Origin of the sequence: Mycobacterium sp. URHD0025 (genome assembly GCF_000426065.1) — a bacterium.
Taxonomy (GTDB): Bacteria; Actinomycetota; Actinomycetes; order Mycobacteriales; family Mycobacteriaceae; genus Mycobacterium.
In genome coordinates, this window is sequence record NZ_AUEQ01000007.1 from 415517 (window position 1) to 428939 (window position 13423).

Sequence of the window (13423 nt, forward strand, 5' to 3'; positions counted from 1 at the left end):
TTGAACAAAATTGACCTACAACGCGAGCGGGATGTGGTCGTCCTTCGCGGCGTATCGGTTCTGGCGTAGTTGCTGGGTAGGGGTCATTCCGGAGAATTCCTGGAACTCCCGGATCATGTGTGACTGATCGGCGTACCCGAGTTCGATGGCGAAGGTGGACCAGTTCGGCGGTGACGACGCCAAAGACACGGCCTCGTGTGCGTGGCGGAACCGTTGCAGGCGGGCGAACCGTTTGGGCGGCATTCCGACCTGGGTCGTGAACAGTTGGATAAGCCTGCGGTGACTGAAGCCGACCTCGTGGGCCAGCGTGTCGATCGATGGTCGGCGGGTGAGGCTGAGCGCGTTCACCGCAAAGGCCACTTCGCGGGTCAGTCCGCCGTCCGCACGTGACCGGGTGAGCAGTGCGCTTTCGACGATGGCGAAGCGTCGCGTAACAGTCTCTGCCTCGCATATCTGGCAGCGGAGGTCGGCAGCCGCGCCGTTCCACACCGCGTCGAGATCGAGGTGGGAACCAACGAGTTCGTGTGGTGATATTCCGAGGGCTGCACGTATACCGCCGGGCTTGAAATGCACGCCCACCATGGCGGTGTGCTCGCGTGCGTCGATATCGAACGGCTCGGTGTACGGTCCGGAGGCCACGACTCCAGGAAATCGTTGTGAGCCTTGGTTGTTCGCTATGGCGATGGTGTCAGCGCCGAGGTTGACGACAAGTTCGGTGGTGCCGGTGGGCAGAATGCGTTCCACCGAATAGGTGGGTCCGTCCGCAAGACACCACAGGTGGTCGACGCTGTCGCGCAGGGCCACCGTCGGGAGCTGACGGATATAGCGCATCTACCCCCATTCTGCCAGCGTCCGGCAGATCAGAGCGGACGTCGCCTTACCGTCTGGCCGAGGGCGACTTTGGTGGCGATTTTGGCCAGTCTGGCCATGCCCATGTAGGTGATGGGGTTGAGCAGGGTCGGCCACTTGGATCTGACCAGGTTGGCGGTGAGCGGTCGGTCGGCGAACCGGTCGGTCAGCCAGCGCAGCGCCATCGGCGCCGAGAACGGGTGCAAGAGCAGATGTTCGCTGAACATGTCGCGGTGGTAGGTGACGTCGGCACCACCGGCCAGGTAGGTGTCGGCGAGTTCGTCGATGTCGTCGACCGAGATGATCTCGTCGTGCACGGCCTGCACGATCAGCACCGGCGGAACGGGTACGGCCACACCGAGTTTGGTGTCGTGGAACACCTCGCTGACCTCGGGTCCGTCGAGGATGTCCTCCAGCGGCATGTCGACCAGATCGCCCATGTCCGTGCGGAACATCCGCACGATCGCTTCCACGGTGGTCATGCGGTGCAGCCGGTCGAGAACTTTGCGCCCCTCGATCGTCGCGTGCTCGGCAATCACCCGGTTGAGGTTGGGATAGATGTCGGCGAGGGCGGCCACCACCAGGGCTGGTAGCCCCGAGAAGACGGTGCCGTTGAGTCGGCGGAAGGTGTTTCCAAGGTTGCCGACGGGGGAGCCGAGGACGGCGCCGACGATGTTGAGCTCGGGCGCGTAGCTGCCGGCCATCTCCGCGGCCCAGGCACTGGCGAGGCCGCCGCCGGAGTATCCCCAGAGGCCCATGCGTGCGTTCGGTGACAGCGACAGCTGCTCTGCGTTGATCGCCGCACGCAAGCCGTCGAGCACCCGGTAGCCGGGCTCGTACGGCGCGCCCCACATGCCGTTGACGCCCTCATGATCTGGGACCGACACCGCCCATCCCTCAGCCAGGGCAGCCGATATCAGCAGGAATTCGAGCTGTGCCAGCGAGCCGGTGGCTTTGGCATGGCGACGCAGGGCGTACGAGGGGAAGCATCGGGCCGAGATGGCGTCGATCGCGCACTGGTAGGACACCACGTGGCAGTCGGCTGCCGCGTCGGCCGGAACGATCACGGTGGTGGCAGCGGCTTCGGGGATCCCGTTGCGGTCGGTGGAGCGATACAGCAGCTGCGTGGCCTGCACGCGCTGCGGGATCAGCCCCAGGAAGGCCAGCTCTACGTCGCGGCTGCGCAGGACGGTCCCTGGTTCGGCGTGCTGGAACCCCGCGGGCGGAACGTAGAACGGATCCTTGTGGGGGAGCACGGGGCGAGCGGCCGGGTCGAGATCCTCGTGAGGCGCTCGACCGATCCATTCCGCCGCGGAGATGCTGGCCGCGCTGCCCAAGTCCATCAGGGCATTGTTACTTAAGGAGCGTCTAAGAAGCTAGTCGACTCACCCAGGCGGGCGCAGTGCGGCGAATTCGTCGGTGACGCGGTACCGCGAGTCGGTGAAGCGGTAGAGCGCCGCGGGACGCCCGCCGCTACGGCCGGATCGAGCGGTCGTGCCGGTGCGGATGATGACCTTGCGCCGTTCCAGCACCCGCTGCAGGTTTGTGGCGTCGACTTGATGGTCGAGTGCGGCGCTGTAGATGTCTCGTAGCGTGGAGAGTGCGAATTCTTTTGGTGCCAAGGCGAATCCGATGTTGGTGTACGACATCTTGGCCACCAGCCGGGTGCGTGCGTGTTCGACCATCGGTGCATGGTCGAAAGCCATCGGAGGTAGGTCGCTGACCGGATGCCACCGGGTGTCCGGCGGCAGCGCCGGGATGGCGGGAGAGGGGACGAGGCCCAGGAATGTGGACGCGATGGTGCGGATACCCGGAACTCGTCTGGGATCGGAGAATGTTGCGAGCTGCTCCAAGTGGGCCAGTTCGCGCAGGTCGACCTTCTCGGCCAGTTGTCTGCGCACCGAACTCGTCAAGTCCTCGTCGTCGTCCAGCCGTCCGCCCGGTAAGGACCACTTGCCGCGCTCGGGGTCGAGGGCGCGCTGCCATAGCAGCACGTGGAGGCTGGGTTGGCGCGAATCGAGGCCGCGAACCTGGAACACGACGGCGAGCACTTCGTGAGCGGTGTTACCATAAGGCATGTTTTCGATTATAAGTCGAAAACCTGACTTAGTGGAGGAGGTCGGCGTGACCGCTCTCAATGGCACCCTCGCGGGGGGCTTGGCAGAACAGATCGTCGATGGCCCCGGCGGCTATTCCGGCGTCGACGGCGACGAGAAGTGGGCCGCTGAGATCCGTCGCCTGGTGGAGCTGCGCGGTGCGACGTTGCTGGCGCACAACTACCAGTTGCCGGCAATCCAGGACGTCGCCGACCACGTCGGTGATTCTCTGGCGCTCTCGCGCATCGCCGCCGAGGCTCCTGAGGACACCATCGTGTTCTGCGGGGTGCACTTCATGGCCGAGACGGCCAAGATCCTCAGCCCGGACAAGACCGTGCTGATCCCGGATCAGCGGGCCGGCTGCTCGCTGGCCGATTCGATCACGGCCGAGGAGCTGCGTGAGTGGAAGGACGAGCACCCCGGTGCGGTCGTCGTCTCCTACGTCAACACCACCGCCGCGGTGAAGGCCCTCACGGACGTCTGCTGCACCTCGTCGAACGCCGTCGAGGTGGTGGCCTCGATCCCCGAAGACCGCGATGTGCTGTTCTGCCCCGACCAGTTCCTGGGCGCCCATGTCCGCCGCGTGACCGGCCGTAAGAACCTGCATGTCTGGGCCGGCGAATGCCACGTGCACGCCGGGATCAACGGCGACGAGCTGGCCGCCCAGGCCCGGTCGCACCCCGACGCCGAACTCTTCGTGCACCCCGAATGCGGATGTGCCACCTCGGCTCTGTACCTGGCCGGTGAGGGCGCGGTCCCCGAGGAGCGGGTGAAGATCCTGTCCACCGGAGGCATGCTCGACGCCGCCCGCGAGACCCGGGCGCGCCAGGTGCTCGTGGCCACCGAGGTCGGCATGCTGCACCAGTTGCGCAGGGCGGCACCGGAAGTCGACTTCCTGGCGGTCAACGACCGCGCGTCGTGCACCTACATGAAGATGATCACTCCGGCCGCGCTGCTGCGCTGCCTGATCGAAGGCGCCGACGAGGTGCACGTCGATCCCGAAACCGCCCGCCTGGGCCGTGCCAGCGTGCAGCGGATGATTGCGATCGGCCAGCCCGGCGGCGGAGAATGACTCCCACGGGCACCGCCCGGGGCCGCTTCGCCTGCGGCACTTCGACGTTGTGGCAGCAGCGTGCTGACGTCGTCGTGGTCGGCACCGGGGTGGCGGGGCTGGTGGCGGCCATGGCCGCGCACCGTCACGGCCGCCGCGTGGTGGTGCTGAGCAAGGCCCGCGAGACCGCGACGTTCTACGCCCAGGGCGGCATCGCGGTGGTACTGCCGCACACCGACGACTCGGTCGAGGCGCACGTCGCGGACACGGTCGCGGCCGGCGGCGGCCTGTGCGATCCCGACGCGGTGCACTCCATCGTCGAGGCGGGTTACGGAGCGGTCGCCGATCTGGTTGCCGACGGCGCCCGGTTCGACGAAACCACTCCCGGGCGTTGGTCATTGACCCGTGAGGGCGGGCACACCCGACGCCGGATCATTCACGCAGGCGGCGATGCCACGGGCGCCGAGGTGCAGCGGGCGCTCGACGTCGCGGCCGCCAACCTGGACATCCGCCGCGACCATGTGGCGTGTGAGGTGCTGCACGACGGCGCCGCGGTGACCGGAGTGCTCGTCCGCAACGAGGACGGCCTGGGCATCATCCATGCGCCGTCGGTCATCCTGGCCACCGGCGGCCTCGGCCACGTGTATGCGGCCACCACCAATCCGGGCGGCTCGACCGGCGACGGCATCGCGCTGGCGCTGTGGGCCGGTGTGCCGGTTCGCGACATCGAGTTCGTGCAGTTCCACCCGACGATGCTGTACGTCGAGAACGGCGGTGGGCGGCGCCCGCTCATCACTGAAGCGCTGCGCGGTGAGGGCGCTGTACTCATCGACTCGCAGGGCAATTCGGTCACCGAGGGCGTTCATCCGATGGGAGACCTCGCCCCGCGCGATGTGGTGGCCGCGGCCATCGACGCCCGGCTGAGCGCCACGGGTGACCCGTGCGTATACCTCGACGCCCGCGGCATCTCGCAGTTCGCCGGCCGTTTTCCGACGGTGGCGGCGGCGTGTGTGTCGGCCGGTATCGATCCGACCCGCCAACCCATTCCGGTGGTGCCCGGTGCCCATTACAGCTGTGGCGGTGTGGTCACCGACGTGCATGGGCGTACCGAACTGCCCGGCCTCTTCGCCGCGGGCGAGGTGGCCCGCACGGGGATGCACGGGGCCAATCGCTTGGCCTCCAACAGCCTGCTGGAAGGGCTGGTCGTCGGTGGCCGGGCCGGCCGCGCCGCAGCCGAGCACTCGAGCATGGTCGGTTCGGTACGCGCACAGGCTCCGCAGGAGCGTCGCAGAGAGTTCGTTGACCGAAAAGTGCTGCAGCGCAATATGTCCGAGTACGCCTCGGTGGTCCGTGACGCCGAGGGCCTGCGAACCCTCGATGACGTTCTGGGCGATGCGCGATCCGTCTCGCCCGCCGGCCGCCAGAGCTTTGAGGACGCGGCGCTCACCGCGACCGCGCAGGCCATCGCCGTCGCGGCGCTGGCCCGTACCGAAAGTCGCGGCTGCCACCATCGCGGCGATCACCCCGAAACCGACCCTGCCCAGGAGCATTCCGTGACGATTCGTGCCGCTGCAGGCCGTCCCGCACTCGACACCGCAGAGGTGGTGTGCTGATGGCACTTTCGGATGTCGAGTTGGCCGAGGCGCGTGCCACGATCAGCCGGGCGCTCGAAGAGGACCTGCGTTACGGCCCGGATGTGACGACCATTGCTACCGTGGGCCCCGATTCCATGACCACCGCCTCGGTGGTCAACCGGGAGCCGGGCGTGGCTGCCGGTGTCGACATCGCACTGTTGGTGCTCGACGAGGTGCTCGGCGCGGACGGCTACCGCGTCATCGACCGCGTCGAGGATGGCGCCCGACTGGAGGCGCGTTCGGCGATCCTGACGGTCGAGGCACCGACCCGGGGTCTGCTGACCGCCGAGCGCACCATGCTGAACTTGATGTGTCACTTGTCGGGGATCGCCACCGCGACCGCGGCCTGGGTCGACGCGGTGGCCGGCACCCACGCCAAGATCCGCGATACGCGCAAGACGCTGCCGGGTCTGCGCGCCCTGCAGAAGTACGCGGTCCGTGTGGGCGGCGGCGTCAACCACCGGATGGGCCTGGGCGACGCCGCGCTGATCAAGGACAACCACGTCGCCGCTGCCGGCTCGGTGCTGGCCGCACTCAAGGCTGTCCGCGCCGAGGCGCCCGATCTGCCGTGCGAGGTCGAGGTGGATTCGCTCGAACAACTCGACGACGTGCTCTCCGCTGACGTGGAGCTGGTGCTTCTCGACAACTTCCCCGTCTGGCAAACCCAGATCGCGGTCCAGCGCCGCGACACGCGTTCGCCCAAGACGCTGCTGGAATCTTCGGGGGGCCTGTCACTGGAGAGTGCTGCCGATTACGCCGGGACCGGCGTCGACTACCTGGCGATCGGCGCCCTCACGCATTCGGTGCGGGTGCTCGACATCGGTCTCGACACCTAACGAGGGGATGCCGGGCGCAATTCGCGCCGAACCGCGCTCGGCGTGTAGCCGGTGTGCTGGCGCACTGTCCGGCACAAATGCGCCTGATCGGCGAAGCCCAGTCCGGCGGCGACGTCGGCCATCGTGGACTCACCGCGTTGCAGCAAGTCGAGGGCCTTTCCGACGCGCACCCGGTTGCGATACCGCGTCACCGAGATTCCGAGTTCATTGCTGAACGATCGGCTCAGCCGGTACGCGGAGACCCCGAGAGCACCGGCAAGGGAGAACAGTCCCGCGGCTGTGTCATCGTCTTGCCTGATCGCGTCGCGCGCCTGAGCCACCATCCGACGGTCGGCGGGCCGCCCCGGCGCATCGGCGGCCGGCACCGGTCGTTGCGCGGCGGCGCGCAGCGCTGTGCCCACGAGTTGCACCAGGTTCTCGGCGAGTTCGTAATCGGGATCGTGTTGATGGCTGGCCAGCAACCGTCGATGCGTCAATTCCAGCCGGGCGTCCACATACACCGCGGCGGGCCCCGCCCGTCCCGGATCGCCGGCGAGCTGCCACCAGTTCGGGGCGTTGAGCTGTACTGACGTGCAGGCGTCGCCCCCGTGCGGATGAGCGAACTGCTCGCTTTCACCGGGCTCGCCGAGGTAGCCCAGCGTTGCATCGTGCCCCACCGGATCGCCGGATCCGCGGCGGCGAAAGCCTCCCGAACGCACCAGCACGAACCGTCCGTCGACGGGGCACTCGGGCTCAGACCAGTCAGCACCACCGCCGGTGCAGTTCCACGTCGCGACGCTGAAATCAGGTCGCGCGATCAGGGTCTCGGCGGTCAACACCTCTCGCACGGTAGCCGTCGGGACCGACAGTCCGGGCCGGCACCGACAGCGCGCAAGAATGTTCAAGACACGAGGTCAGCGCCTGGCCAGACTGTTGCCATGGCATGGATCAACCTTGAATTCGGTGTTGAAGCGGACAGTTCCCTCGTGTGGCAGGTGATCGGTGATTGGGCGGACGGACCGGTGCGGATGGCGCCGGGCTTCGTGACATCCTCCGAGGCCGACGGCGATATTCGGATCGTGACGTTCGCCGATGGTTTCGTCGCCCGTGAGCGCCTGGTCAGCCGCGACGATCAGGCCAGCCGAATCGCATATTCACTGATCGGCGACACCGCACCACCGGAGCACGACAACGCAGTGATGACGGTGATGGCAGAAGGGCCACAGCGCTGCCGTTTCCTCTGGTCCCGCGATGTGCTGCCACACGAAGCCGCCGGTCCCTTACGGGTTGCGATGGAGCAAGCAGCGCCGATCATCAAGGGCGCTTTGGAAAGCTTGACGGGTAGCTAGGCAGTCGCGCCACGGCGGACCAGTGAGAGCACCACGGCGGCGGTGGCGAACAGCCCGGAGAACACCCGGCCCAGGATGGTCTGCTGACGCGGTGTCTGCAGCCAGTTGAGCAGCCGTGCGGCCAGCCCCGTGTAGAGGCTCATCACGACAACGTCGACGGCGACCATCGTTGCGGCGATCGTCAGGTATTGAGGCAGCAGCGGCGCCGTCGGCACCACGAACTGCGGCAGCACGGCGAGCAGGAACACCAGGCCTTTCGGGTTGGTGGTGTTCACCAGGAAACCCCGCATCATCAGTGCCAGCCGGCTTCGCTCGACGGTGCCACCCATCCGCGCGTGCAGGTCCTGCGAGGCGCTGCGCCACTGCTGGACCGCCAGGTAGATCAGGTATGCCACACCCAGCCATTTGACGATCTGGAAGGCCAGGACCGAGCCGGCGACGACGGCGCCCAACCCGACGGCCACCAACACCAGTTGCAGCATCAGTCCGATCTGCAGCCCCAACACGCTCCACGTGCCGCGGCGGACGCTGTGAGTCAGCCCGGTGGCCATCGACAGAATCGCCCCGGCTCCGGGGGACACGCTGATGGCGATCGACGCTCCGAGAAACGCCAGCCAGATCTGCCAGGTCATGTAAGCAGTCTGGCGAGCGTGTCAAACGATATCTGCCACGAAGACACCCATCCGGCGCGCGGCGGTCCTGGGGATACGGGGGAGTGTCGGGTCATCCGTACCGGCCGGCAACACCCGCGGGTTGGTGATCTTGACGTCGCCGCTGAACAGGTGCACGTCGGCCTCGCCGGCCGCCAGCACGTTCTTCACCCAGTTGGTCTTGCCGTGCATCAGCGTCACCGCGAGCAGATTGTCCTTGCGGTAGCTGGTGACGATCGTCTCGTACGGCGTGCCGGACGTGCGGCCGCGATGCTTGATGACCGTGAATCCGGGCAACCGCTTGGAGAACGGTTTCAGCAGCGGGTTTATGTATTTGATCTGGAACCGCTCCAACGCGGGCGGCATGAGCATCGGTACGCCGGGGGCGTTGTTCGGGTGGTCTTTCGCGGACATTCAGGGCTCCATTCGGCAGTCTGGAACTACCCTACGGCGGGTCGGGTCGGCGGCAACCGGCGACGGATTTTTATCAACTGGACTGATCAGGGACAATTGAACCGATGGCCGAGTTTCAGATGTCCCGAATCGACCTGCGTAACCGTGTACTCAACGCTGCGCAGCTGCGTTCCGCGCTGCCCCGCGGCGGAGTCGACGTGGACGCAGTGGTGCCCAAGGTCCGCCCGATCGTGGAAGCCGTCGCCGAGCACGGCGCGAAGGCTGCCCTGGACTACGGCCATACGTTCGACGGCATCCGGCCCGATACCGTGCGGGTGCCGGCTGCCAGACTGGCTGCCGCGCTGGCCGAGCTTGATCCCGACGTACGCGCTGCATTGCAGGTCGCGATCGACCGCGCTCGCACCGTGCACGCCGACCAGCGCCGCACTGACACCACCACCACGCTGGCCCCCGGTGCCACGGTCACCGAACGCTGGGTGCCGGTCGAGCGCGTTGGGCTGTACGTGCCCGGCGGCAACGCCGTCTATCCGTCGAGCGTCGTGATGAACGTGGTGCCCGCACAGACCGCGGGCGTCGATTCGCTGGTGATCGCCAGCCCGCCGCAGGCGGAATTTGACGGCCTGCCGCACCCGACCATCCTGGCGGCCGCCGCCCTGCTCGGCGTCGAAGAGGTGTGGGCTGTCGGCGGTGCGCAGGCCGTGGCGCTGCTGGCCTACGGCGGCACCGATACCGATGGTGCCGAACTCGCGCCGGTCGACATGATCACGGGCCCCGGCAACATCTACGTGACCGCCGCCAAGCGGATCTGCCGCTCGCAGGTCGGCATCGACGCCGAGGCCGGCCCGACGGAGATCGCGATCTTGGCCGATGGCACGGCCGATCCGGTACACGTCGCCGCGGATCTGATCAGCCAGGCCGAGCACGACGAGATGGCGGCCTGCGTGCTGGTCACAGACAGCGAAGCGCTGGCTGAGGCCACCGACCGCGAGCTCACCCGTCAGTTGGCCACCACGGTGCACGTCGAGCGCGTCCGGGTAGCACTCTCGGGTAAGCAGTCCGCGATCGTGCTGGTCGACGATATCGAGGCGGGGGTGCGGGTGGTCAATGCCTACGCCGCCGAGCACCTGGAGATCCAGACCAAGGATGCATCCGATGTGGCCGGCCGGATCCGTTCTGCGGGAGCCATTTTCGTCGGTGCCTGGTCTCCGGTCAGCCTCGGCGACTACTGCGCCGGGTCCAACCATGTACTGCCTACCGCCGGCTGCGCCCGGCATTCCAGTGGCCTGTCCGTGCAGACTTTCCTGCGTGGCATCCACGTCGTCGAATACGACGAGGCCGCACTCAAGGACGTTTCCGGACATGTCATCACACTGTCCAAGGCGGAAAACCTGCCCTCGCACGGCGAGGCGGTACGACGGAGGTTTGAGCGGTGATGAGCGCTTGCGCGAAGAGCAGAGGGCGCTGATGAGCGCACAGGACGTGACGCTGGCCGATCTGCCGCTGCGCGAGAACCTGCGCGGGAAATCGCCTTACGGCGCACCGCAATTGGTGGTCCCGGTCCGGCTCAACACGAACGAGAACCCGCACCCGCCGACCCAGGCATTGATCGACGACGTCGCCGCCTCGGTCCGTGAGGTCGCGGCCGAGCTGCACCGCTATCCCGACCGGGACGCGGTGGCATTACGCACCGACCTGGCCGCCTATCTCACCGCGGCCACCGGCGTGCAGCTCACCGTCGACAATCTGTGGGCGGCAAATGGTTCCAACGAGATCCTGCAGCAGCTGCTGCAGGCCTTCGGCGGGCCGGGACGCAGCGCGATCGGGTTCGTGCCGTCGTACTCGATGCACCCGATCATCTCCGACGGCACCCAGACCGAGTGGCTGCAGGCCGCCCGGGCTGACGATTTCGGGCTTGCCGTAGACGTAGCTGTGGCGGCCTTAAAGGAACGCACACCCGACGTGGTGTTCGTTGCCAGCCCGAACAACCCGTCGGGACAGAGCGTTTCGGTCGACGACCTACGCCGTCTGCTTGAGGCTTTGTCTTCTGAGCCAGGCGGGATCTTGATCGTCGACGAGGCCTACGGCGAGTTCTCGTCGCAGCCCAGCGCAGTCACCCTGATCGACGAGTTCCCGACAAAGCTCATCGTCACCCGCACGATGAGCAAGGCGTTCGCCTTCGCCGGCGGACGGCTCGGCTACCTGGCCGCCGCACCTGCGGTGATCGACGCGCTGCTGCTGGTGCGCCTGCCGTATCACCTGTCCGTACTCACCCAGGCCGCCGCGTGTGCGGCGCTGCGCCATGCCGATGACACGCTGGCCAGCGTGGCGACCCTGGCCGCCGAACGTGACCGCGTGAGTGCGGAATTGAGCCGCCTCGGTTATCGGGTGATTCCCAGCGATGCGAATTTCGTGCTGTTCGGCGAGTTCGCCGACGCTCCGGTCAGCTGGCAGCGCTACCTGGACAAGGGAATTTTGATCCGCGACGTCGGCATCCCCGGCTTCCTACGCACCACGATCGGTCTGGCCGAGGAGAACGACGCGTTTCTGGCCGCCAGCGCCGATCTCGCCGCCACTGAACTTCAGCCCGCCAACAGCCCGGTAGGAGCATCGTGAGCCGTCGCGCGAAAGTCGAACGCAAAACCAGGGAATCCGACATCGTCGTCGAGATCGACCTCGACGGCACCGGTGTTGTCGACATCGACACCGGCGTGCCGTTCTTCGACCACATGTTGACCTCGCTGGGCACCCACGCAAGTTTCGACCTCACCGTGCACGCCAAGGGCGACATCGAGATCGAGGGGCACCACACGATCGAGGACACCGCGATCGTGCTGGGGCAGGCGCTCGGGGAGGCCCTCGGCGACAAGAAGGGCATCCGCCGGTTCGGCGACGCCTTCATCCCGATGGACGAGACGTTGGCGCACGCCGCGGTCGACGTGTCCGGCCGGCCGTACTTCGTACACACCGGGGAGCCCGAGTTCATGGTCGAATTCACCATCGCCGGCTCCAGCGCGCCGTACCACACCGTGATCAACCGGCACGTGTTCGAATCGCTTGCATTCAACGCCCGCATCGCATTGCACGTGCGCACGTTGTACGGCCGCGACCCGCACCACATCACCGAGGCCCAGTACAAGGCGGTGGCCCGCGCGCTGCGTCAGGCCGTCGAATACGACGCGCGGGTGACCGGCATTCCGTCCACCAAAGGCACCCTGTGACAAAGAAGGTCATCGTGCTCGATTACGGATCGGGCAATCTGCGCTCGGCCCAGCGAGCGTTGGAGCGCACGGGTGCCGACGTCGAGGTCACGGCAGATCCCGGCGCTGCCGCGGCGGCTGACGGTCTGGTGGTGCCCGGTGTCGGTGCGTTCGAGGCCTGCATGACCGGGCTCCGCGCGATCGGCGGCGAGAAGATCATCGCCGACCGCCTACAGAACGGACGCCCGGTTCTGGGCGTCTGTGTGGGCATGCAGATCCTGTTCGCCCGCGGGGTGGAGTTCGGGACGGAGTCCACCGGTTGCGGTCAGTGGCCCGGCTCCGTGACCCGACTGGAGGCCCCGGTGATTCCGCACATGGGCTGGAACGTCGTCGACGCGGCGGCAGGCAGCACGCTGTTCAAGGGGCTCAACGCAGACACGCGCTTCTACTTCGTACATTCGTACGCCGCCCAGGAGTGGTCCGGTAACCGGGATGCACTGGTGACCTGGGCAACGCATCACGTGCCGTTCATCGCGGCCGTCGAAGACGGCCCGTTGTCGGCTACGCAATTTCATCCGGAGAAGAGCGGCGACGCCGGTGCGACGCTGCTCGCGAATTGGGTTGAGGGACTGTGAGTTTGATTCTGTTGCCGGCTGTCGATGTGGTAGACGGCAAAGCGGTGCGTCTGGTGCAGGGCAAGGCAGGTAGTGAGACCGATTACGGTTCGGCACTGGAGGCCGCACAGGCCTGGCAGCGCGACGGCGCCGAGTGGATCCACCTCGTGGACCTGGACGCCGCCTTCGGCCGCGGCAGCAACCGCGAGCTGCTGGCCGACCTGGTCGGCAAGCTCGACGTGAAAGTCGAACTGTCCGGCGGCATCCGCGACGACGACTCGTTGAAGGCCGCCATGGACACCGGCTGTGCCCGGGTGAACATCGGCACGGCAGCGCTGGAAAGCCCCGACTGGTGCCGTGGCGCGATCGCCGAATATGGCGACCGGGTGGCCGTCGGGCTGGACGTGCAATTCGAGAACGGCAGCTGGCGGCTGCGCGGCCGCGGTTGGGAGACCGACGGGGGCGACCTGTGGGACGTCCTGGATCGTCTTGATCGCGAAGGGTGTTCGCGGTACGTCGTCACCGACGTCACCAAGGACGGCACCCTCACGGGCCCCAATCTGGAACTGCTCGCGGCGGTCGCCGACCGCACCGACGCCCCGGTGATCGCTTCCGGCGGGGTGTCCAGCCTTGATGATCTGCGGGCGATCGCCACTCTGACCGGCCACGGAGTCGAGGGTGCGATCGTCGGGAAAGCGCTCTACGCCGGACGGTTCACCTTGCCGCAGGCGCTGGCCGCGGTCAGCGGATAAGC

The 13423-nt window shown here is 67.1% G+C and carries 15 protein-coding genes; 9 read left to right on the forward strand and 6 right to left on the reverse strand.

What is annotated here, in order from left to right:
- Window positions 1–15: 15 nt before the first annotated feature.
- The 3 genes from H977_RS32835 to H977_RS0109600 are packed head-to-tail and all read right to left on the reverse strand — an operon-like array spanning window position 16 to window position 2927.
- Window positions 16–831 (reverse strand): helix-turn-helix domain-containing protein, encoded by an 816-nt coding sequence (locus tag H977_RS32835; protein WP_051288761.1) that lies wholly within the window; start codon window positions 829–831, stop codon window positions 16–18.
- Between the two features lie 29 nt (window positions 832–860).
- Entirely contained in the window at window positions 861–2195 is a 1335-nt protein-coding gene (locus H977_RS0109595; protein ID WP_029107655.1) for a lipase family protein, read from the reverse strand.
- A gap of 39 nt (window positions 2196–2234) precedes the next feature.
- The gene (locus H977_RS0109600) at window positions 2235–2927 is read right to left on the reverse strand and encodes an NUDIX hydrolase (RefSeq protein WP_029107656.1); all 693 of its coding nucleotides are present in this window, start codon (window positions 2925–2927) and stop codon (window positions 2235–2237) included.
- A gap of 46 nt (window positions 2928–2973) precedes the next feature.
- Here H977_RS0109600 and nadA point away from each other — a divergent pair, with 46 nt between their 5' ends.
- Genes nadA through nadC form a run of 3 tightly spaced genes read left to right on the forward strand, consistent with a single transcriptional unit; the run spans window position 2974 to window position 6466 of the window.
- Entirely contained in the window at window positions 2974–4017 is a 1044-nt protein-coding gene (nadA, locus tag H977_RS0109605) for a quinolinate synthase NadA (RefSeq protein WP_036475637.1), read from the forward strand.
- Window positions 4014–5609 (forward strand): L-aspartate oxidase, encoded by a 1596-nt coding sequence (locus H977_RS0109610; protein ID WP_029107658.1) that lies wholly within the window; start codon window positions 4014–4016, stop codon window positions 5607–5609. Before nadA ends, H977_RS0109610 begins: the two co-directional genes overlap by 4 nt.
- On the forward strand, window positions 5609–6466 hold the full coding sequence (gene nadC, locus H977_RS0109615; RefSeq protein ID WP_029107659.1) for a carboxylating nicotinate-nucleotide diphosphorylase: 858 nt from the start codon (window positions 5609–5611) through the stop codon (window positions 6464–6466). The genes H977_RS0109610 and nadC overlap by 1 nt, the downstream gene beginning before the upstream one ends.
- Here the strand turns inward: nadC and H977_RS0109620 are convergent.
- The gene (locus H977_RS0109620) at window positions 6463–7284 is read right to left on the reverse strand and encodes a helix-turn-helix domain-containing protein (protein ID WP_029107660.1); all 822 of its coding nucleotides are present in this window, start codon (window positions 7282–7284) and stop codon (window positions 6463–6465) included. The genes nadC and H977_RS0109620 overlap by 4 nt on opposite strands.
- A 99-nt stretch (window positions 7285–7383) precedes the next feature.
- Between H977_RS0109620 and H977_RS0109625 the strand changes: the two genes are divergently transcribed.
- A complete protein-coding gene (locus H977_RS0109625) occupies window positions 7384–7794 on the forward strand; it encodes an SRPBCC family protein (RefSeq protein ID WP_029107661.1) in 411 nt (136 codons plus the stop codon).
- Here the strand turns inward: H977_RS0109625 and H977_RS0109630 are convergent.
- Window positions 7791–8426: a LysE family transporter gene (locus tag H977_RS0109630; protein ID WP_029107662.1), complete on the reverse strand. Its 636-nt coding sequence runs from the start codon at window positions 8424–8426 to the stop codon at window positions 7791–7793. The genes H977_RS0109625 and H977_RS0109630 overlap by 4 nt on opposite strands.
- Window positions 8427–8447: 21 nt before the next feature.
- Window positions 8448–8858 carry a nitroreductase family deazaflavin-dependent oxidoreductase gene (locus H977_RS0109635; protein ID WP_029107663.1) on the reverse strand — a complete coding sequence of 137 codons (411 nt, stop codon included), beginning with the start codon at window positions 8856–8858 and terminating at the stop codon, window positions 8448–8450.
- Between the two features lie 104 nt (window positions 8859–8962).
- On the opposite strand from H977_RS0109635, the gene hisD reads away from it, so the two are divergent.
- Genes hisD through priA form a run of 5 tightly spaced genes read left to right on the forward strand, consistent with a single transcriptional unit; the run spans window position 8963 to window position 13421 of the window.
- Complete coding sequence (gene hisD, locus H977_RS0109640) at window positions 8963–10291, forward strand: histidinol dehydrogenase (protein ID WP_029107664.1); 1329 nt, start codon at window positions 8963–8965, stop codon at window positions 10289–10291.
- 31 nt (window positions 10292–10322) lie between these two features.
- Window positions 10323–11471 (forward strand): histidinol-phosphate transaminase, encoded by a 1149-nt coding sequence (locus tag H977_RS0109645; RefSeq protein WP_029107665.1) that lies wholly within the window; start codon window positions 10323–10325, stop codon window positions 11469–11471.
- A complete protein-coding gene (hisB, locus tag H977_RS0109650; RefSeq protein ID WP_029107666.1) occupies window positions 11468–12076 on the forward strand; it encodes an imidazoleglycerol-phosphate dehydratase HisB in 609 nt (202 codons plus the stop codon). Before H977_RS0109645 ends, hisB begins: the two co-directional genes overlap by 4 nt.
- Entirely contained in the window at window positions 12073–12690 is a 618-nt protein-coding gene (gene hisH, locus H977_RS0109655) for an imidazole glycerol phosphate synthase subunit HisH (protein ID WP_029107667.1), read from the forward strand. The genes hisB and hisH overlap by 4 nt, the downstream gene beginning before the upstream one ends.
- Window positions 12687–13421 (forward strand): bifunctional 1-(5-phosphoribosyl)-5-((5-phosphoribosylamino)methylideneamino)imidazole-4-carboxamide isomerase/phosphoribosylanthranilate isomerase PriA, encoded by a 735-nt coding sequence (priA, locus tag H977_RS0109660; protein WP_029107668.1) that lies wholly within the window; start codon window positions 12687–12689, stop codon window positions 13419–13421. The genes hisH and priA overlap by 4 nt, the downstream gene beginning before the upstream one ends.
- Window positions 13422–13423 lie beyond the last annotated feature (2 nt).